General features: G+C 33.2%; 13 protein-coding genes. 8 read left to right on the plus strand and 5 right to left on the minus strand.

Annotated elements, in window-relative coordinates; genetic code table 11:
• Positions 1-2: 2 nt before the first annotated feature.
• Both ABD939_RS11750 and ABD939_RS11755 read left to right on the plus strand, forming a co-directional pair.
• Complete coding sequence (locus ABD939_RS11750; RefSeq protein WP_345168797.1) at positions 3-1,181, plus strand: efflux RND transporter periplasmic adaptor subunit; 1,179 nt, start codon at positions 3-5, stop codon at positions 1,179-1,181.
• A gap of 21 nt (positions 1,182-1,202) precedes the next feature.
• Positions 1,203-4,739 carry an efflux RND transporter permease subunit gene (locus tag ABD939_RS11755; protein WP_345168800.1) on the plus strand — a complete coding sequence of 1,179 codons (3,537 nt, stop codon included), beginning with the start codon at positions 1,203-1,205 and terminating at the stop codon, positions 4,737-4,739.
• 80 nt (positions 4,740-4,819) lie between these two features.
• On the opposite strand, the gene ABD939_RS11760 is transcribed toward ABD939_RS11755, so the two are convergent.
• The 3 genes from ABD939_RS11760 to ABD939_RS11770 all read right to left on the minus strand — a co-directional run bounded on the left by ABD939_RS11760 (position 4,820) and on the right by ABD939_RS11770 (position 12,197).
• Positions 4,820-6,136: a RagB/SusD family nutrient uptake outer membrane protein gene (locus ABD939_RS11760; protein ID WP_345168803.1), complete on the minus strand. Its 1,317-nt coding sequence runs from the start codon at positions 6,134-6,136 to the stop codon at positions 4,820-4,822.
• A gap of 10 nt (positions 6,137-6,146) precedes the next feature.
• On the minus strand, positions 6,147-9,107 hold the full coding sequence (locus tag ABD939_RS11765) for a SusC/RagA family TonB-linked outer membrane protein (RefSeq protein ID WP_345168806.1): 2,961 nt from the start codon (positions 9,105-9,107) through the stop codon (positions 6,147-6,149).
• A 207-nt stretch (positions 9,108-9,314) separates the two neighbouring features.
• Positions 9,315-12,197, minus strand: coding sequence for a TonB-dependent receptor (locus tag ABD939_RS11770; RefSeq protein WP_425550288.1), 2,883 nt, complete (start codon positions 12,195-12,197; stop codon positions 9,315-9,317).
• A 304-nt stretch (positions 12,198-12,501) separates the two neighbouring features.
• Here ABD939_RS11770 and aspS point away from each other — a divergent pair, with 304 nt between their 5' ends.
• From aspS to ABD939_RS11790, 4 genes are read left to right on the plus strand one after another with little or no spacing between them, the layout of a single operon-like run.
• Positions 12,502-14,256 carry an aspartate--tRNA ligase gene (aspS, locus tag ABD939_RS11775; RefSeq protein ID WP_345168809.1) on the plus strand — a complete coding sequence of 585 codons (1,755 nt, stop codon included), beginning with the start codon at positions 12,502-12,504 and terminating at the stop codon, positions 14,254-14,256.
• A gap of 49 nt (positions 14,257-14,305) precedes the next feature.
• Entirely contained in the window at positions 14,306-15,016 is a 711-nt protein-coding gene (locus ABD939_RS11780) for a DUF6503 family protein (protein WP_345168812.1), read from the plus strand.
• Position 15,017: 1 nt separating this feature from the next.
• Positions 15,018-16,799, plus strand: a complete 1,782-nt coding sequence (locus ABD939_RS11785) for a chloride channel protein (protein WP_345168815.1) — start codon at positions 15,018-15,020, stop codon at positions 16,797-16,799.
• Between the two features lie 30 nt (positions 16,800-16,829).
• The gene (locus ABD939_RS11790) at positions 16,830-17,075 is read left to right on the plus strand and encodes a hypothetical protein (protein ID WP_345168818.1); all 246 of its coding nucleotides are present in this window, start codon (positions 16,830-16,832) and stop codon (positions 17,073-17,075) included.
• Here ABD939_RS11790 and ABD939_RS11795 read toward each other — a convergent pair.
• Positions 17,072-17,521 (minus strand): nucleoside deaminase, encoded by a 450-nt coding sequence (locus ABD939_RS11795; RefSeq protein ID WP_345168820.1) that lies wholly within the window; start codon positions 17,519-17,521, stop codon positions 17,072-17,074. The two genes, ABD939_RS11790 and ABD939_RS11795, sit on opposite strands and share 4 nt — an antisense overlap.
• Positions 17,522-17,590: 69 nt before the next feature.
• Here ABD939_RS11795 and ABD939_RS11800 point away from each other — a divergent pair, with 69 nt between their 5' ends.
• Positions 17,591-18,541: an energy transducer TonB gene (locus ABD939_RS11800; RefSeq protein WP_345168822.1), complete on the plus strand. Its 951-nt coding sequence runs from the start codon at positions 17,591-17,593 to the stop codon at positions 18,539-18,541.
• Positions 18,542-18,548: 7 nt separating this feature from the next.
• Here ABD939_RS11800 and ABD939_RS11805 read toward each other — a convergent pair whose 3' ends face one another.
• Complete coding sequence (locus ABD939_RS11805) at positions 18,549-21,278, minus strand: T9SS-dependent M36 family metallopeptidase (RefSeq protein ID WP_345168825.1); 2,730 nt, start codon at positions 21,276-21,278, stop codon at positions 18,549-18,551.
• A gap of 114 nt (positions 21,279-21,392) precedes the next feature.
• On the opposite strand from ABD939_RS11805, the gene dxs reads away from it, so the two are divergent.
• Entirely contained in the window at positions 21,393-23,147 is a 1,755-nt protein-coding gene (gene dxs / locus ABD939_RS11810) for a 1-deoxy-D-xylulose-5-phosphate synthase (RefSeq protein ID WP_345168826.1), read from the plus strand.
• The last annotated feature ends 17 nt before the right edge of the window (positions 23,148-23,164 follow it).

Genomic DNA, 23,164 nt, shown 5'->3' on the forward strand with positions numbered 1-23,164 from the left:
TCATGAAACATATATATTCAATTTTATTCTTAGCCTTGTTTATTTCGTCTTGTGGCGGAGACAAGAAAAAATCTGTAGAAGATATTATAGCAACAAACGATTTAGAACTGATTCGTAAAAGAAAAACAGAATTAGATGCTTCGGCTCAAGAAATTTCAAATCAATTAAAGCAAATTGAAGCTAAAATTAAAGATTTAGACCCCCAGGAAAAAATACCTTTAATAACCACCTTTAAAGCTAAAGAAGATGTTTTTACACATTTTGTTGAGCTACAAGGAAACGTTAGTACAAAACAAAATATTGTTATTTATGCAGAATTTTCTGGCGTATTATCAACTGTTTATGTAAAAGAAGGACAACGTGTTAGCAAAGGGCAAATACTTGCAAGAATAGATGATGGTGGCTTAAGTCAGCAACTATCCCAATTAAAAATTCAATCGACTTTAGCTAAAACAACTTTTGAGCGCCAAAAACGTTTATGGGATCAAAAAATAGGAAGTGAAATTCAATATTTACAATCAAAAGCTACTTTTGAAGCACAAGAACAGGCAGTAAACCAATTACAAAATCAAGTTTCAAAAACAGTAGTTAGAGCACCATTTACGGGTACTATTGATGATGTAATTACAGATCAAGGGTCTGTTGTAGCTCCCGGTTCAACACCCTTATTTAGGATTGTCAATCTCCAAAATATGTATATCGAAACAGATGTTCCCGAACGTTATATTTCTGATGTAGTTGCTGGTAAAGATGTATTGGTAGATTTTACGGTTTTAAATAAACAAGTAGATGCTAAAGTTCGTCAAGCAGGAAATTTCATTAATCCTGCAAACAGAACCTTTAAAATAGAGGTTGGTTTAGACAACAAAGACAAGTCTATTAAACCAAACTTAACGGCTAAACTTAAGATTAACGATTATACCAATGATAAAGCTATTCTAATTCCTCAAAGTATTATTTCTGAAAATGCAAAAGGTGAACAGTATGTTTACACTATTTCTGATAAATCTGATAATAAAGGAGTAGTAAAGCGTGTAATTATTGAAACTGGTAAAACTCAAGGTGATTATATTGAAGTACTTTCTGGGCTAAAAAACGGAAACGAAATTGTTGATGAAGGAGCAAGAAGTGTAAAAGACGGGCAAGATGTTAAAATTCTTGACTACAAAGCCATCAAATAAACCCTTTTAAGATTTATACAAATGACAAAAGATAAAAAGAAAAAAAAGGTAGATAAAGAATTTCCGTTATCATCGTGGGCTATTAACAATAAAACCACCATGTATGTATTAATAACGCTTATTCTCTTCTTAGGCGCAGGGGCTTACTTTAGTATGCCCAGAGAGAATTTCCCTGAGATTAAAGAAACTAAAATTTACATAAGCTCGATATATCCTGGTAATACTGCTGAAGACATTGAGAAGTTAATAACAGACCCTATTGAAGACAAACTTAAAACGGTTAGCAATGTTGTTGAAATTACCTCAACCTCTCAAGAAGATTACTCGATAATTATTGTAGAATTTGATGAAGATATTAGTGTTGAAGCTGCCAAACAAAAAGTTAAAGATGAAGTAGATTCAGAAACTTCAGGTGAAGATTGGCCAACCTTTAATGGCGCTAAAGTAGAACCTACCATTTTCGACTTGAGTATGTCTGAAGAAATTCCAATTCTTAACATCAATATATCTGGAAACTATCCTGTTGATAAACTTAAAGAATATGGCGAATATTTAGAAGATGAAATTGAAAGCTTGCAAGAAATAAAGCAAGTAGATATTCGTGGTGCGCAAGAAAAAGAGGTTGAAGTAGCTGTAGACATTTATAAAATGATGGCTGCTAAGGTAAGTTTTGACGATATAATAAACACTATAAGCAGAGAAAACATGACTATGTCTGCAGGGAATTTAATTGCCAGCGGACAGCGAAGAACAATAAGAATTATAGGTGAAATTGAAAACCCAAAAGAACTTGAAAACTTCGTTGTAAAATCAGAAAATGGCAACGCTATTTACTTAAGGGATGTTGCTAAAGTAGCATTTAAAGATGAAGACAAAACAACCTATGCACGTGAATTTGGACATCCTGTGGTTATGCTTGATGTAAAAAAACGTGCTGGTAAAAATATGGTTGCTGCTGCAGAACAAATTGATGTTATTGTAAAAGATGCTGTTGAAAATGTTTTTCCTCAAGATTTAATTGTAAATGTTGCAAACGACCAATCTTCAAAAACCATTGGACAAGTTGACGATTTAGTAAATAATATCATATTCGGTATTATTCTGGTTGTAACGGTTTTAATGTTCTTTTTAGGTTTCAAAAACGCACTATTTGTTGGGTTTGCTATACCAATGTCTATGTTTATGTCTTTAATGATTTTAAACTTATTTGGTTATACCATGAATACCATGATTCTCTTTGGGCTTATTATGGGTCTTGGAATGTTGGTTGATAATGGTATTGTAGTTGTTGAAAATGTTTACCGCTTAATGAGTGAAGGCATGCCTAGAGTTGAAGCCGCAAAAAAAGGTATTGGTGAAATTGCATTTCCAATAATTATATCAACACTTACAACTGTGGCAGCTTTTGTGCCTCTTGGTTTATGGCCTGGTGTAATGGGACAATTCATGATCTATTTCCCAGTAACATTATCAGTTGTTTTAGGCTCTTCTCTATTTGTTGCTATATTCTTTAACTCTGTTTTAGTATCGCAATTCATGACCACAGAAGACAAGGACATGCCTTTAAAACAAATTATTAGAATTTCAATAATTGTAGGTAGTATTGGTTTACTAATTACCATTTTTGGCGGACCTTATAGAGGTCTAGGTAGCTTAATGATTGTAACTGTAGGTTTGCTTTGGCTATACAGATTATTTTTAAGAGGTTGGGCTAACGGATTCCAAAATAAGATATTACCAAAATGGGAACGTTTTTATGAAAAAACGCTTCGTGCTGCATTAAGCGGAAGGAAGCCAGTTTTTATTACCATAGGAACTTTTGTTTTACTTTTTGTAGCCATTGGTGGCTTTATTGCTTCTGTGATAAGCCAGCGTACCAAAGTAGAATTTTTTCCAGATAATACTCCAAATCAGATTATAGTTTACATTGAATACCCAGAAGGCACCGATATTAAAAAGACCAATGCCATTACAAAAGATATAGAACAACGCGTTTATAAAATTATAAATGACGAAGCATATATGAATGGTGATTTTAATTTCTTAACAGAAAGTGCAGTTTCGCAAGTTGGTGAAGGTGCAGGAAATCCACAAACCGATGGAGGTTCCGCAGCAGAAATGCCACATCGAAGTAAGATTACAGCGACCATGCGAGAATATAAATTCCGAGATGGAGCAGATAGTAATGTTTTACTTAAAAAAGTTCAAGAAGCTTTAAAAGATATTTATCCAGGTGTAGCTATTTCTGTTGAAAAAGATGCCGTTGGACCTCCTGTAGGTTATCCTATAAATATTGAGCTAGAAGGAGAGGATTATTCAGAGCTAATAGCAAATGCTGAGTTATTACGAAACTTTATAAATTCAAAAAACATTCAAGGTATTGATGAGTTGAAAATCGATGTTAACAAATCGAAACCTTCGATGCAAGTTTTAGTTGATAGAAAAAAGGCGGGTGAATTAGGAGTTACATCAGGACAAGTAGGTCAACAACTTCGTAATTCAATTTTCGGAGCTAAAGCTGGCATTTATAAAAAAGATGGCGAAGATTATGATATTTACGTGCGCTTTAATGAAGAAAACAGATACAACACTAGTGCTATTTTCAACCAGAAAATAACGTTTCGAGATATGGCTTCTGGCCAAATAAAAGAAATACCAGTATCTACAGTTGCAAAACAAAATAACAACTCCGGTTTTAGCGCCATAAAACATATACAAACCGAGCGTGTTGTAACTGTATATTCTGCATTAGCACCAGGTTTTACGGATGCTGCAGCTGTAGTATCTAATATTGAAAAAGAAACTCAAGATTTTATTACCAATGAAGTTCCGGATAACATAAAAGTCGACTTTACTGGTCAAATAGAAGAACAAAATAAACAAATGGCATTTTTAATGGGTGCATTTTTTACAGGCTTAGGTTTAATTTTCTTCATTTTAATTTTCCAATTCAACTCTATTTCAAAACCAGGAATTATTATGTTAGCCATCTTCTTAAGCTTAATTGGTGTATTTGGAGGCATCGTTGCAACAGGAAGCGCTTTTGTAATTATGATGACCATGATGGGTATTATTTCATTAGCTGGTATTGTTGTAAACAATGGCGTGGTTCTGCTCGATTATACACAACTCTTAATTGACCGAAAGAAAGTAGAACATGATTTAGATGATGAACAATATTTAGAAACACCAGATTTATTAGAAGCTATAATTAAAGGTGGTAAAGCACGTTTACGCCCTGTATTATTAACAGCAATTACAACAATATTGGGTTTAATTCCTTTAGCAACTGGATTAAATATTAACTTCTTTACTTTATTTAGTGAATTTGATGCTAATATTTATATGGGTGGAGATAATGTTATTTTCTGGGGACCTCTTGCTTGGACTGTTATTTACGGATTATTTATAGCGACATTCCTTACTCTAATTGTTGTACCTATTCTATTCTATTTAATAACTAAATTTAAAATGTGGTTATATAGTAATAGAGCAGCGAAATACAGTAAACAAGTTATTACTCAAGAAGCTTTTAACTTGGATAAACGTTTAGATTAGTCTCATTACTTATTGAATAAAAAATCTCAGAGAATGAAAAACATTCTCTGAGATTTAAAATTATTTTGAAAACAATACTCCTAATTAATGTTTTCAGTAAAAGGTGTTGGAAATGCATCAATAATATTATCTCCAGCTCTATCTAGAGGTACATAAGTAGCATTTAACCTCCCTAAACGTCTTAAATCAATCCATCTATGCCCTTCAGCAAAGAGAGAATATCTTCTTTGATTAATAACTTCTTCTAGGAGAGAATTATCATCTACAGCGCCTGCATAATCTGCAAGACTAGCAGCATTTCTAACTATATTAATCGCATCAACAGCAGCAACATTATCTGTACCAATGTTAGCCTCTGCATACATTAATATAAGTTCCTCGTTTCTTATAAGATAAACAGGATCCACATTGCTTTTATAAACAGCAACCTGATAATCAGCTGATAATCCGTCAAAAGTAGTCGTTCCAGCAGTTAATAAAAATGACTTTTCATCTACTCGTGTATCTCCTGCTTCAGCATCAGCAATCCAAGCATCATTAATCATAAATTCTGCTCCTGACTGATCTAATACGTGAAATTGAGCATTTGAAATATCATTACCTGTAAGTCCAAATATGTGAGCTGGACCAGACCATAAATCACCTGTCATACTAAAAAATGAGCTTCCTAAAGCTGAAATTACCCCAGCTTTATCATCCTGATATAACGCTGTTCTGGCAGCTAAGGCACGATTAAATTCATTAAATGTTGATGGCGTATCAAAACCAGCAAAACCAGTACTAATATTAAAGTCAAAGATTGCTCCTCCACTACCAAGTTCAGATGATGCCTCATCTAATAGGCTCTTAATACCTGTTAAAGCTTCAGCATAAGTTACATTAGGTCCCAAATTATCTGGGTCTGCAACATCTAAACGAATACCATTTGTGTATTGACGGTTGGCAAGCATAAGTAAAGCATAAGCTTTTAATGTTTTGGCGTAACCATAGTAACTGTTCTTCACTTGATCTGAAAAACCAGCCTCTGAATTGACAACAGCTTCAATTAAAATATTTGCCGATTTTACAACTTTATACCACGCCGCATAAGCTCTTGTGGTTAAAAAACCATTGTTATCTAAAGGGCCTTTTAATAATTCTCCTGTAAATCTTGGATCTACTCCAGTAAGATCATAATAATCTCTTCCTAAAATACTTACAGTATCATAATGAAATTCTAAATCGTTTCTCATTATCGCCTCTAAGCCTACAGCTAGTAACTGAATATCTGCTTGTGAGGCACCATTTTGAACACTATCTACTGTTGCTGCATTTGGGTTATCAACCTCATCTATTTGACAACATACAAACGTAAATGCTGTTAACAATAAAATACTTTTTATTAATATTTTTTTCATGATATTTTTTTTAGAAGTTAACATTTAAGTGAAAGTTAATAAACTTTGATGCTGGATATGGTGTAACCTCAACATTATTGCCCAACTCATTATTACCAAAGTTTGATACCTCAGGATCGTAACTATTATAATCAAAAATATTAATCAAGTTTCTTCCCGATAAACCAACTCTAATTTTGCTAGCATATTTTATAAATCCTTCTGGTAGTGTATAATAAAGACCAATTTCTCTTAATCTTATATAACCAGAATCCTCAATTACAGGATCTGGATTAACGAAAGCTTGACTTGCTCTATATGGTCCATTTGCTAAAGTACCTGAAGGGTCTAAACCTGTATCATCATAATCCCAAGTAGTTCCAGCTAAATCATAAAGTAACGTTGTAAGGTTAATATTTTCACCACCTTTTTTCCAATGCCATAAAAAAGAAAGATCAAAGCTTTTATAGCTTATTTGATTAGACCAAGACATTTGAAAATCAGGTTCAGCATTACCATAAACGAAGAAACCATCTCCTTCAGGATCTCTTTCGGCTATTTCTTCAGCAGTAAATGCTGATGCATCATAAGTACCAACAATTTGAGTTACACTCTTACCTTCTTGAATTAAGAATGTTCCTAACGATGCAGCAAAACCGCCTTCAGTAAAACTTGGCACATCTAAACGTGTAACCTCAGATTTGTTTTTCCACCATTTAATACTTGAATCCCAAGTAAAATCTTGTTTGTTTATAATGTTAGCATTAATTCCTAATTCTACACCTCTGTTCTCAAGTTCTGCAGCATTCTGAATTTTTGTTGTGAAACCAGAAGATGTTGGAAAATCTACTTCCAATAATACATCTTCAACCTTTTTATTATAAACTGTAAATTCTACATTTATTCTATTGTCTAGCAGTCCAAAATCTAAACCATACTCCAATTCTTTTTGTCTTTCTGGACCAACATCGCTATTACCTAAAAGCAAGTTTTGAGAAAGCCCTGAATTTCCTCCAATTAATTGGCCATCAAATACTGTAAATCTATCTCTAAAATTTGAAAAACTACCAGCTTCACCATAAGCAATTCTTGGCTTTATTGAGCTAATTGCATCAATATTCCAAAAATCAAAATTATGCAGGTTAACTGCTAAATTAGCTTTAGGATAATAATAAAGTTTTGAAGAATCTCCATTATTACTTGACTTATCAGCACGAATACCTAATGTACCAATAATTTTATCTTGATAATTTATTTCGGTTTGACCAAAGAATCCAGTATCCTGCTGAGGAATTATATTTTGGTCTGTTGATACATTTGTAGATTGATCTAAATTAGTTTGCGAACCATTTAAACCATTAGCCACAGTAACAACAGTGTTTCTATCGAAATCTTGAAAAAAGTTACCCAATTGAGTACTAAAGCTTAAACCATTATCTAGATTAAAATCATGAACCAAAAAGGCAGATAATTGGTAGTTTGTATTAACCGTTGTTCCTTGAATAGCAACACCTCTTAATGACGTTGGTGCTCTAAAATATGACAACGCTTGAGGAAATATACTTCTAGTTCGTAATGTAAACTGATCGAAACCAGCTTGTAATACTAACTTTAATTTTTGATTTCCTGTATCTAATAACCTAATATTAGATGTTGCACTAGCTATAAAACGATTTACTCTTTCTTCATTAGTAGTTAAAGCTACTGTTTCTAAAGCGTTAGATCCTGCTCCTCCTGCAGGATATATACCATCTACAGGAGAAAGGTCTTCCCAAGGATAGGTAAATGCTAAAGCGTATCCAATTGTTCTGTTCGCATTTCCGTTATTAAAGAAACCACGATCTGCATCTGAATTTATGTAGTTAGTAGTAACATATAAATCCATCCAATCAGTAAATTTTTGTCCAATATTTAAACGTAAAGAACTTTTCTCATATCCAGTGTTTTCAACTAAACCTGGTTCATTTTTATGAGTTACACCAAAGAAGTAATCTGTTTTATCATTTGCACCAGAGGTTGTAAATCTGGTAGTAGAAGACACTCGAGTTTGGTCAAAAAGTTCTGCTTCATAATCTCTTAGTGGAGCATTTGGATCTCCTCCTAATGCTGTTATTTCGCTAGCATCCCAATCTCTCAATCCTAATAATTGAGTTGGACTTCTAAAACCTACTGTTTGAGAAAATGTAACTTTAGGTTTTCCTTGCTTACCACGTTTTGTAGTAATTATAACCACACCAGCAGCTGCTCTAGAACCATAAATTGCAGCAGCAGATGCGCCCTTTAGAATCTCGACACTCTCAATATCTTCAGGATCAATATCTGCAATTCTATTAGAAGCATCATCTTGCGAAGAAGAGGTGTTACCACCACCAGAAGCCTCACTTACAATATTATTACCCAAACCAATAGAAGAGTTATCTACATAAACTCCATCAACAATAAATAGTGGTTGTTGATTCCCAAAAATAGAAGTAACTCCCCTAAGTCTCATGGAAATACCTCCTCCTGGCGCTCCAGAGTTAGCCTTAATTTCTGCCCCGGCAAATTTACCTGTTAGGGAACTACCAAATTCTGTTTGGGCAGTAACACCAGTAAGATCTTCAGCAGAAATGGACGCTACTGTATTTGCTAAATTAGATCTTTTAGTAGAACTCGCTAAACCAGTAATAACAACTTCTTCCAGAGAAGTAGCCGATTCTTCCATTTTTACGTTAACAACACCGGCTGAATTTACAACTCGCTCTAGGGTTTTAAATCCTAAAGATGAAAACACCAGTGTAGCAGGAAAACTGCTTACGTTTAAACTGAATTTACCGTCAAAATCTGCGATTGCTCCTGTTGTTGTTCCTTTAATAATAACATTTGCACCTGGCAAGGGCAAATTACTTTCTCCATCTGTAACTGTTCCTGTAACGTTATTCTGTGAAAACATCGCTAATGGAAACAATAACAGAATAAATAGGTACATTTTAAAATGTAGTACTTTAATCATAATGTTTAGTTTTTGAATTAGTCGGTTTAAATATCGAAATAAATTATGATATTCTTAGTGTTTTTGTAAAAAAAATTTATTATTCACAAACAAAAATGTCTTTGAATTAAATATTTTCACCTTTTAACTTAAGTTTAACAGTCTTAAAAACAGAAGCTCTGCTAGTTATACAACCAACAGAGCTTCGTATAATAAAATCTTATTTTTTTATTTCAATTTAAAACTTAATCTAGCAAAAAGGAACCGACCTCCTATTCCAAATTGCTGCGCTCGTCTTGACCAATCAAAACGTCCGCTACTTCTGTTATTACCTCCATCTGCTAGAGCATCTGCAGCTCTATCTGGAAATACATCTAATAAATTATTAGCTCCTACAGTTAATGTTAAACTTTCTGAGGCTTTGTATCCAAAAGACAAATCTGTAACTATTTTTGTTCCAAAAACCTGCTGTCTATCAATATTTGTAGTTGCTTCAGTTACTTCACCAAAATAAACATTTCTTAGAAACACATTCCACTTACCTGAAGTTAAGTTATTGGTTAAATTAACTTTCGTTCTTGGTACAGCTTCCTCTAAATACACTCTACTATCTTCAGGGAAATAAGTTCCAACTAAACCAGCGTCTTCTAAAACTTGTGATGAATTAATGTCTCCAACTTGTCTCGTATTAGAAAAAGTACCTGATAAATCAGATTGTAATTTTGCATTTGTACCAATGTTAGCCTTGTGCGTAATTACTATATCTAATCCTTTTGATTCAGTATCAATAGCATTTGCAAAAAATGATGCGGCTGAGGCATTAGCTTGAGCTAATAAATTATCTAACTCAGAACCTGTGCCTGGACCAGAAAACTGGCCTGTGTAAACTACTCTATCATCAATACCAACAAAATAACCATCAACCGTAACTGTTAAATTTGCATCTGGCAACTTAGCTGTAAACCCTAAACTAACACTTCTTGATGTTTCTTCTTTTAATTGAGGTATTCCTAATAATTGTGCAGCTCTACTATCATTTGCGAAGGTCCCAACTTCTTGAGGATCTCCATTTTGATCAAATATAGTTGATGTTGAATTAAAGTTTAACTGATGTAATGATGGCGCTCTAAAACCTGTATTTAGTGCCGCTCTAACATTTACATTATCGCTTACTTTCAATCGTGTTGCTAATTTGAAATTTATAGTCGATCCAAAATCTGAATAGTTTTCAAAACGTGTTGCAAAACTTGCTAAAAACGTTTCAGAAATATCGGCTTCTAAATCAAAATACCCTGCAATACTGCTTCGTCCTCTCGATAATTCATTGTTAGGGCTAAATCCAGGAAATACCTGAGAGCCTCCAGGTCTTGAGCTACCGAAGAAATCTTGTGCTGCCGTTTGCGTTGATAAAGTTATTAATTGTCCTGCACCAGTATATTGACCATAAGAAGCTTCTTCTCCAGATACAATCTCATAATTTTCCAATCTATACTCAGCTCCAAAAGCAATATTTAAACCACTCATTATATCATCATAAAACTGATTGATATCTAAGTTAACTGTGTTTTGCATGAAATTGAACCCTCCTGCATCAAATGTAGTAGGTGATGCATTTTGTAGTGACGCATTGAATGTATTACCTATAGTATAAAGGAATGCATTTTCACCCCAAGTATTACTCAAATCAACATTCCAATTATTTACTTTACCTTTTATTCCAACCGCGAATGATTTGTCGCTAATTGTTGAATTAATTTCTGGCAAAAATCCATTAATATATGCTGGTGTATAAGTTCTGCTTTGGTTTGGTAATCTATAAAAACCTGCTGAATTTCCTTTCCTTGAACTCATTCCTGCAAAAGAGTATAGCTCTGTTCCTTCTTCGTCAAGTGGTAAAGATAAATTCGCAAAGAAACGACCACCTCTTACTTCAGATTGACCAACACGCATGTTAAAGTCTCTTCTTTCTAATCCTCGGGCAGCTAATTCCGCATTTGTATTATCACCAGATAAAATAGCCTGTAAATCTGCTTTGGTTGCTGTAGGGCTTAATCCCAGACCAGCTGCATTACCATATTGTATAACATCATTAACATCATCATCCAATAAATCGGATAAATTATAACCATCAGCAGCAGCAAAACGCTCTACAGTATTATATAGATTAAAAACATTGCCTTCCCACTCTTTCATTCTACTGTAATCTTCTCTAAAATCAAAATCGCCAGTAAAGTTTATAAACCCTCCTTTTTCTCCTAAAGCTAATCCATAATTGGCACTTATGTTTACTGTTTCTCCATCAACACCTCCTGTTTGACCATTAGCGTTTTCAGAAAAATGTGCTCCAGTGGTCATATTTAATGTTAGCTCATTTACATTTGTATTTAAAACAATATTAATTACCCCTGCAATAGCGTCTGATCCATATTGAGCTGCAGCACCATCTCTAAGTACTTCAAGTCTTTTTATAGCTCCTGACGGAATTGCATTTAAATCTGTACCTACACTACCTCGACCAAAAGTACCATTAACATTAACTAGAGAAGAATTATGTCTTCTTTTTCCATTAATTAAAACCAATACTTGATCTGGACCTAAGCCTCTTAACGAAGCTGGATCGATATGATCTGTTCCATCTGAAATGGTTTGTGTGTTAGATGTAAATGAAGGTGCTACAAAATTTAAAATTTGATTTAAATTTACTTGTGGCCCTGCTGATGTTAATTCAGAAATATTAATAACATCAACTGGAACCGGTGTATCTACTGCTGTTCTACTAGGATTTCTAGATCCTACTAATACAACAGCATCTAACGAAACTCCAGATTTCATTGTAATATTTAAAACATCTCCTTTTACAATAACTTCTTGAGTGTCATAACCAACGTAAGAGAAAACCAAAACATCTCCTGTGTTAGCGTTAATTGAATAATTTCCATCAAAATCTGTGGTAGTTCCAGTGGTAGTTCCTTTAACAACTACTGAAACTCCTGGCAATGGTTGTGAGGTATCGTCAAGAACAGTTCCTTTAACCTCCTGTGCACTTATGGGATTTAAAAACCCTAAGAACATCAAAATCGTAAAAATTTTAATTGGTAATAATTTGTACATAATGTATTTATTTTTGAGTTAGTTAAAAGCTAAGGTATACATATTTTATAATAATATTATGCATACATAATATTATTTGATAAAATTTTTATTAATTTTTTAAAAAATTCTTAAAAAAATGCATTAAATTTTAAATAATTTATATTTTTAATTATCGGAAACTACTACTGCTATACGACTTTGTAAAACCTAATAAAGCATTAAATCTAGCAATAACTTAAGCATATTTTAACCTTAATAAAAACAGCTTAAAAAATTTGAACTCTATTCTATTTCATTAAATTTGCACATTCAATTTTTTTTTATGTACAGAAGTCATAATTGTGGTGAATTAAGAGCATCACATATCAATACAGAAGTAACCCTTGCAGGTTGGGTTCAAAAATCGCGTGATAAAGGATTTATCGTTTGGGTAGATTTACGCGATAGATATGGTATTACTCAACTTGTTTTTGATGAAGAGCGTACTTCAAAAAACATGATGCGACAAGCTCAAGAATTAGGTCGTGAGTTTGTTATTCAAGTTAAAGGAAAGGTCATCGAACGTGCTTCAAAAAATCCAAATATACCTACTGGTGATATCGAGATTCTGGTTTCTGAATTAAATATTTTAAATAAAGCACAATTACCGCCTTTTACAATTGAGGATAATACTGATGGAGGAGAAGAACTGCGTATGAAATATCGATATTTAGATATCCGTCGTAACCCTGTAAAAAACAGTTTGATTTTTAGACATAAGGTTACCCAAGAAGTACGAAACTATTTATCTAAAGAAGGTTTTATTGAAGTAGAAACACCATATTTAATAAAATCTACGCCAGAAGGTGCTCGTGATTTTGTTGTACCTAGTCGTATGAATGAAGGTCAGTTTTACGCTTTACCCCAATCTCCACAAACCTTTAAGCAACTGTTGATGGTTGGTGGTATGGACAAGTATTTTCAGATTGTAAAGTGTTTTAGAGATGAAGATTTACGTGCCGACAGACAACCTGAATTCACACAAATAGATTGTGAAATGGCATTTATAGAGCAAGAGGATATCCTGAATGCCTTTGAAGGTTTAACTCGTCATTTACTAAAAGAAGTAAATGGTGTTGAAGTTGAAAAATTTCCAAGAATGCTGTATGATGATGCCATGCGTTTGTATGGAAATGACAAACCAGATATTCGTTTTGGGATGGAATTTGGCGAACTCAATAAAGTAGCTCAACATAAAGATTTTAATGTATTTAATAATGCAGAATTAGTTGTTGGGATTGCTGTTCCTGGTGGAAATAGTTATACCAGAAAAGAAATTGACAAATTAATTTCTTGGGTAAAACGACCACAAGTTGGGGCTTTAGGAATGGTTTATTCCAGATGTAATGACGATGGAACGTATAAATCTTCAGTAGATAAATTTTATGACCAAGATGATTTAGCAAATTGGGCAGAAGTTACAGGAGCAAAACCAGGTGATTTGGTTTGTGTATTATCAGGAGATAAAAACAAAGTACGCGCACAATTAAGTGCATTACGAATGGAATTAGCAGAACGTTTAGGTTTACGTAAGCCTGATGAATTTGCACCACTATGGGTAATGGATTTCCCCTTATTAGAATGGGATGAAGATACTGAACGTTACCATGCCATGCACCACCCATTTACCTCTCCAAAACCAGGGCAAATAGAGTTATTAAAAACAGATCCAGGTGCAGTAAAAGCGAATGCCTACGATTTAGTTTTAAACGGTAATGAAATTGGAGGAGGATCGATTCGTATTCACGATAAAGAAACTCAAGCCTTAATGTTTGATTATTTAGGATTTACCCCTGAAGAAGCTAAAGCGCAATTTGGTTTTTTAATGGATGCTTTTCAATATGGAGCTCCACCACACGGTGGTTTAGCTTTTGGATTAGACAGATTAGTTGCAATACTTGGCGGACAAGAAACCATTCGAGATTTTATTGCTTTTCCTAAAAACAATAACGGACGAGACGTCATGATTGATGCTCCTGCTCCAATTGATGATGAACAATTAACAGAATTAAGTTTAAAACTTAATTTAAAATCATAACTACAAAATCCCGCAATAGCGGGATTTTTTGTTAATTTTATTAATTACTATGAAGCACCATTTTTTACTTTTAGCAATAATCTGCTCAACTCTTGTATTTTCGCAAAAACCTACTAGCGAGCAACTATTAGAAAAAGCTATTGCTTATCATGACCCAAATGGCAAATGGAATACCTTTAAAGGCAATTTACATATCACAATGGAAATTCCGAAAAAATCAAATCGAGTTAGTAACATTAAAATAGATTTACCAAAAGAATTCTTTTCAGTGGAAGCCAAGACTGATAATAAAATTTCAAAATACATAATTAATAAAGATAGCATAACCATTTTCTTCAATAGTATAAAAAACCCTTCAAAAGATATCCTTAAAGCAGAAAATTTAAGTAATGAAAGAGCTAAGCTTTATCAAAATTACTACACTTATCTTTATGGTTTACCAATGAAACTTAAAGATTCAGGAACGATAATTCATGACAATGTAGTGTCTAAAAATTTCAAAGGGAAATCCTACTGGGTACTTAAAGTTTCTTATCAAAAAGAAATTGGAAAAGATACATGGAACTTCTATTTTGATAAAAATACTTACGCTATGGAAGTATATCAATTTTTTCATGATGAATCTAAAAATGATGGCGAATACATCTTACTATCAGGTTTAGAAACTATAAACGGTATAAAAATGCCTAAAAACCGTGCTTGGTATATGAATAAAGACGATAAATATTTAGGAACTGATATTTTAAAATCAAATAAATAAAATGAGTTTTAAAAGTATTTTACGTAAATTTTTAATTTGGAAATACAAACATATTTCTGAAAGACAATTTATTTACGTACTGACTATATTTGTTGGGTTTTTAGCAGGTATGGGAACTGTACTTCTTAAAAACTTTACACATTATATTCGGTTGCTTTTCGAATTAGACTTTTTTAATAATTACCAAAACACATTGTATTTTATTTTTCCAATAATAGGTTTGTTTTTAGTTTATGTTATTAAACAGGTATGGTTAAAAAAACACATTGGTCATGGTATTTCTACAACACTTTATGCCATTTCAAAATTAGGCGGTATCATTCCTAGATATAATATCTATGCTGCTTTAATTACGGCGCCACTAACGGCCGGTTTTGGAGGTTCGGTTGGGTTACAAGGGCCTGCTGTAAGTGTTGGGTCTGCATTAGGGTCCAATGCTGCTAGGTTATTTCATATGAATACCAAAACACGAATGCTTTTAATTGGTTGTGCTGCCGCTGGAGCTATGGCATCTATGTTTAAAGCTCCTATTGCTGCCATTATTTTTGCCATTGAAATTTTTAGTTTAGATATCGCATTCACCTCTTTAGTTCCACTTTTATTAGCATCTGTTTCAGCTGTGGTTACATCATATATGTTTTTAGGAACTGATGTTTTATTAAGGTTTGAGCTTACAGATAAATTTGAAGTAAATGATATTGCCTTTTATGTACTTTTAGCACTAGTGACAGGACTTGCATCTGTATACTTTTCAAAAGTATTTTTTAGCATAACCAACTTTTTTAAGCAATTTGAAAGTAGAGCAGTACGACTTTTAATTGGCGGTTTAGCAATAGGCACCATGCTCTATTTTATTCCACCACTCTATGGTGAAGGTTATGGTATTATGAATAACCTTTTAGAAGGAAACCATATTGCGGCTATAGGAGTTACTCCTTTTGATTTGGATTTGTCGAATATATGGATTGTTATTGGGCTTTTGTTAGGCATTGGTATATTTAAAGCTATTGCTATGACAACCACTTTCGGAGCAGGTGGTGTTGGAGGCGTTTTCATCCCGACTTTGGTTATGGGAAATGTTTTAGGTAATGTGTTTGCTAAAATTATAAATAATATTGGGCTAGACTTTCATGTTTCCGAATCTAATTTCACATTAATTGGTATGACGGGGCTTATGGCTGGTGTACTACATGCGCCACTTACAGCTATATTTCTTATTGCTGAAATAACAGGTGGTTACGAGCTTTTTGTGCCTTTAATGATTGTTTCAGCAATCTCATTTGCTATTACAAAATACTACATTTCGCATTCTATTTATACGCTTAAATTAGCAGAACGCGGAGAACTAATGACACATGATAAGGACCAAAACGTACTCATGGTTTTAGATATTGATAAAGTGATTGAAAATAATTTTATTATTCTAAAACCTGAAATGAAACTCGGAGATATACTAAAAAATGCTGTTGCTAAATCCTCCAGAAATCACTTCCCGGTAGTTGATAATGAAGACAAATTTTTGGGCGTTATCAGATTAGATGATATTAGGCACATGATGTTTGATACTGAACTTTACGACTCTGTTGATGCTGCAAGTTTAATGCACGCTGATGCTGGAATTATTGATTACAATGAAGACTCTATGCAAGACATTATGGATAAATTTAAATCCAGTGGCGCTTGGAATTTACCAGTTATTAAAAATGATAAATATTTTGGGTATATTTCTAAATCGAAATTACTAACAGCTTACAGACAGCAATTAATTAATTTTACAAAGTAAATTTTTAATTAAAATCAAGCTTACCTTTAAATGACCACAATTAAATTTATCACGTTTATTCTCTTTATTGCTTCCATTGGAAGTATCTTATCAGGTTATTTTTTAGAAACAAACTATTCTCAAAAACTAATTGGATTTGGAGTAGTAGGTTTATTCCTTCTGGTATTTCCATTGTTTTCTTATTACCGTTGGAAAGATAAAAATGTAAAAGATTACATGTTAACTAAAGAAAATTTAGATAAAATGAGAGAAAACCAAAAGCGTAATAAATACTAATTTAAATTACGTTTCTCTATAAAAAAACGTTTAAGTAATTGTGAAGCTTCCCCAGCTAAAATACCACCAGAGATAATTGTTTTAGGATGCAATTTTGTTTTTAAATTAATACAACCTCGCTCTTTGTCTCTAGCGCCGTAAACTATTTTAGAAATCTGACTCCAATACAAAGCACCGGCACACATTTGGCAAGGTTCAAGCGTTACGTACAACGTACATTTTTGAAGATACTTACCGCCTAAAAAATTAGAAGCAGCTGTTATGGCTTGCATTTCGGCGTGAGCTGTAACATCTGTTAAAGTTTCGGTTAAATTATGTCCGCGTGCAATAATTCTATTATCAATAGTAATAATAGCGCCCACAGGTATTTCCCCTTTTTCAAAAGCTATTTTTGCCTCGTTTAAGGCTTTTCTCATAAAATAGGTGTCGTCAAAAGGTTCTATCATAATAGCAAAAATACAAATTCAATTTACTTCGGCAAGAAGTTTGATGACTAAAAGGAAAGCTATTAACCCATGAAAAAATACTATTCTATTTCAATTCCCAAACCTTGCCACGAAGATTGGAATGCCATGTCTCAAAGCGAAAAGGGTAAGTTTTGTAGTTCATGCTCTAAAACCGTAATCGATTTTTCTAAAATGGAGACATCAAGTATTCAAGATTTTATTCATCAAAATAAAAACAATAATATTTGTGGGCATTTTAAACAAACTCAATTAGATAGTATTAATTTACAAATCCCCTCTCAAGTTTTAACACAGTATAATAGTTTTCATAAAATCTTCTTGTTATCTTTATTAATTTCGATGGGGACTTCACTAATGAATTGCACAAATAAAAAGGGAAACTCACAAAAAATTGATAGCGTAGAAGTAGTTGATACTTTAAAAAATAATAAAACTTTAAATATTTTAGAAGACATTCCTATAGCAGAAGAAATAGATTCTATTACTAAATTGACATCATCTCTAAACAAAAAACAAGGTGAGCTTATTAATGAAATTGAGGAGATTGATGGTGAAATTGAAATTATGATAGTTGGAGATATAGATATTAATGAACCTCCTATAATCCCAGAACTTACTGGAATCATAATATATGAAGAAGAAGATATTGTAGTAGGTATGTTAGTTGCTGAATATCCTCCAGAATTTCTGGATACTCCGACAGACTTATCAAAAAAAGAAAAAAGAGATTATTTATCAAAAGAAGTTTCAAAAATTATTTCTGAAAATTTTAATACCAATGTTTGCCTCGATTTAAAAGGAAAACAACGTGTGCATGTCCAATTTCAAATTGACAGTTTAGGCGTTATTCAAAATATAAAAGCACGGGCACCTCATCCATTACTTGAAAAAGAGGCTATAAGAACCATTGAATTATTACCAGATTTTATTCCAGCAAAACAGAATGGTAAACCAATACAGGTGGTTTATACTTTACCTATTATTTTCAATATTGAATGATGCCCAATTAGTTCTTAATTAGCTTACGGGTTATACTTGATATTGCACTTTTAATTTGCAAAATATAAATACCAGATTGCAGTCTACTTATATCAAGAATTGTTCGCCTTGAAGAATTTGATGATTCAGAAAGCACTAACCTTCCATTAATATCAACTAAATTATAAGTAACGTTGCCCATTTCTTCATCCATTAGAACGGTTACAGAATTTCTAGCTGGATTAGGAAATATTTTGAATATATTTTCTTCAAAAGATTCAGTATTTAATGTTGAGCAATTTGCTAAACTGATATCTGAAGGGTCTGGTGTGTCAAAATTTTCTACTTGATCTGTAAACACCTCTCTATCGCCACTTGATGCATTTACTCCCAGACCTCTGGTAGCAAATACTTCCCATATTAAGCATTGGTTTTCGCCACCAGTTAACGCTACATCTGCAGCCAACAAACCATCTCTCCCATCAATAAAATCAGGACTGCAGCCTTGTAGCTTCAAACCTTCAACTACCAATGCTAATACTCTATTATTTCCTCCATTACCGTTATAAAAATCAGGATCAAATCCATATTTATCAACGTAAGCCCATGTTAAATCCCACAGCATAGTTGCCCAAAGGGTACCAATATAATGCACTTGTTGGTTAAGTATTATATCGTCTCCATCATCATCTTGCCCAAGCACTCTATCATCATTTGTAGCAGCAAATGTATATTCATTAATAGAAAAATCTGTACTGTATTGTCTTGTTCTAATACCTCTACCATTAATATCTTGCCCCAAAGCAAAAGTGCCAATACCCCTACCATCTGTATCAACATCGCTAGCCTTCATAGTAAGCATTAAAGCAAACCAATCTGACCAGCCTTCACCCATTTGAAAGTTATTGTTTAGGCACCCAGAATTATTAGCACCTCCTGTTAATCGTGTTGAAATACCATGTCCATATTCATGAATTACTATACCATTATCAAAACTAGAATCTGTTGGAAACGAACCATTCTCTACAATTGTTGCTGATAAATTTTCTCCAGCCTTTATAGCATTGATTATAGTTTCTCCATCTTCAAAATTTATAAAAAGAGAGGGGATTGTAAATGCAGGGTCTGTAACACCATACATATTAATGTATTCTCTATAATTTGGATCATTAGCTGGATTGTTATGATTCGCAACAATAACACCTATGGCACCAGCATCCTGAGCATTTTGAATTTTTGCAGTAAATGCACAACTTCCTCTTCGAATCACTGCTATTTTCCCTGCAACATCTAACGCGTTGATTAGTGCATCACATCCTTCTTCTGGAATAGCTGTTCCATCATCTACTACCACTAAATTTGCGGTAACTGGTATTATTGACGGTCCTGTAATATTTCCTAAACCATCTGATCCATTAGCTCTTGATGGGTTTGAAGAAACATAAATTCCTGCAACAGTACCTCCTGTAACAGTTAAATTATTTGTAGGCAGTTGATTTCTTGTCCACAAAAACATTTGCATTCTTGGGTTAAAACCATCTGGTGGTGTTGCAAAATTGGCATTATTAGTATCGGAAGCATCTTGAACATCTGCAAAAACAGCATCATCATCATTACCCCCGTTACCATAATTATTAAACTGAAAATTACCACTAGCTTCATCAAAACCATATTGATAAAAAATATCGTGAACTACATTATTATGATAAAATAAATTTGTTGCTGCAACGTCGATATAATTTGTTGCTGGTTGATCTAAAGTTGTAATCGGAAAATTAAAATTTAAACTTAATGTGCCATCTGGCGAAACTCCTTCTCCGTTATTAGCATTTAAATCGTCTTGAGCCCAAACATTATTCCCTCTAGTAATGGTAAACTCAGCTCCAGATAAACCATCAGTATCATGCCATCCAAAAGGAGAAGCTAAATTATCTGCTGGTTCAGTAACTACTTGAAAATTTCCATGATTAGGACTTTCTATTGGCAAGGGCAACACATTATACTGAGAGCCATCTACTAAAAAAGCTTCAGCTTCAAAATTAAAACCTTTATTTTCTTCTTTTAAAACTGGAAGCGCAACACCATTTACATGTGTATGAGCACTTTCAAAACTGCAGTTTATAACCCAATCTTCTTGTTGTAAAACAGCACCTGTTATAGCATCAACCCTAACGCTCCACCAATGTTTACTATCTAGTGTAAAAATATTTAAATCCCAAACTAAAATTAAATTTCCAGCAGCATCCTCACAATACATAAGTTCGACTGGAATAGACTCCTGAGATAGACTTTTATTAAAAAATACATTTTTATTTTTAGTAGTTTGAATAGACTTGGAAGACGCAGCCATATTTATATTAAAATAAGAAGCTGTTTTTTGAATTGCATGTTCAGGTTTCAAAGTAGGAGATAATGTATTAATTTTACTTTTAATATTTGATATAAAATTATCCTTAAAATGAAATATCTTATTATTTTTTATGGCAACGTTTGATATGGCATTGTGTATTTTAACACCTTTATAAGTTTGATATAAATACACATGCGTTACACCAGACTTTTTAGAAAAACTCTTTTTATCAATACAAATATCTGATATTTCATCAGCAGATAAATAATCTAATTCATCACTTTGTTCTATAAAATCTAAAATCTGTAAGCCTAATTGCGAATCCATTAATTTATTTTGAGCATTCATTGTAGTTATAACGCCAAAACTTAACAGTAGTACAATAGCATATTGATGAATCTTTCTCATTTTTCAATTTTTTTAAAATATACAAATATCATTCCGTTAGTTATGCGTTATTAAAGCATATTTCTCAAACTATTTTATAAATAGAATGATTAATAAATCTTGTACTTTTGCAAGGTGCCAGAAAATATATTACAACATATTCAATTACCTAAAGATATTCGTCTGTTAAAACATAGAGACCTTACTCAATTAGCCCAAGAATTACGTCAAATTATCATCGATGTTGTTGCTACAAAAGAGGGACATTTAGGTGCCAGCTTAGGTGTTATTGAATTAACCATTGCACTACATTACGTATTTAACACGCCTGAAGACTTACTGCTTTGGGATGTTGGCCATCAGGCATACGGGCATAAAATTTTAACTGGAAGAAAAGATATATTTCATACAAATAGACAGTTAAAAGGCATTAGCGGTTTCCCAAAACGAGAGGAAAGTGAATATGATGCTTTTGGAGTTGGGCATTCCTCAACCTCTATTTCTGCAACTTTAGGTATGGCAATAGCCTCAAAATTAAAAGGAGAAATTAAACATCATATTGCTGTTATTGGAGATGCATCTATTGCTAGCGGCATGGCATTTGAAGGTTTAAATCATGCAGGCGTTACCGATGCGAATTTGCTTGTTATTTTAAACGACAATGCTATAGGAATAGACCCGAGTGTTGGCGCATTAAAGCAATATTTAACCAACGTAAAAAAAGGTACACAAAAGCAAGATAATATTTTTGAAGCCTTAAATTTTGATTATTCCGGACCAATAGACGGACACGATATAAACATTCTTATTTCTGAATTAGAACGTTTAAAAACTGTAAAAGGCCCAAAACTTTTACACGTTATAACTACAAAAGGTAAAGGGTTAAAACAAGCTGAAAACGATCAAGTAAAATACCACGCACCTGGAAAATTTGATGCCAAAACAGGAGATTTAGCTATTAAGCCTAACAAAATTGAGCCGCCAAAATATCAAGATGTTTTTGGGTATACTATTGTTGAACTTGCCAAAGAAAACAAAAATATAGTTGGTATTACACCTGCAATGCCTACTGGTAGTTCATTAAAATACATGATGGACGAAATGCCCAATCGTGCTTTTGATGTTGGTATTGCAGAACAGCATGCCGTAACCATGGCAGCAGGTATGGCAACACAAGGCTTAATACCGTTTTGTAATATCTATTCCACATTTTTACAACGGGCTTACGACCAGATTATTCATGATGTGGCCATACAAAAACTACCCGTTATTTTTTGTTTAGACCGTGCTGGTTTAGTTGGTGAAGATGGCGCTACACACCACGGCGTTTTCGATTTAAGCTATTTACGTTGCATCCCTAATCTTATCATTTTTGCACCACGTAATGAAGTTGAGTTACGCAACATCATGTATACTGCTCAATTAGGTTTAAAACAACCTTTGGCAATCCGTTATCCAAGAGGGCGTGGTGTTACTATTGATTGGAAACAACCGTTTTCTAAAATTGACATTGGCAAAGGCGTTACTCTAAAAAAAGGACAAAACCTCGCGGTTTTAAGTATAGGTACTATTGCCAAAAATGTTGCCGCGGCTATTAAAAATTTAGATGTTTCGCATTATGATATGCGTTTTGCAAAACCTTTAGATGAAGGCTTACTCCATAACATTTTTAAAACCTATTATACGGTTTTTACGGTTGAAGACCATACCATTAAAGGTGGTTTTGGTTCTGCTGTTTTAGAGTTTGCTTCTGAAAATGGTTATAAAAATAGGATCAAAACATTGGGTATTCCTGATGATTTTGTTGAGCATGGTAGCGTTGATGAACTTCAGGCGCTTATAGGTTTGGATGCTGAAAGCTTATATTCTTTTATTAAACAATTTTCATAAGTTTACTACCAAAATAA

The sequence above is a fragment of the Algibacter aquimarinus genome (assembly GCF_039543265.1).
GTDB classification, from domain to species: domain Bacteria; phylum Bacteroidota; class Bacteroidia; order Flavobacteriales; family Flavobacteriaceae; genus Algibacter_B; species Algibacter_B aquimarinus.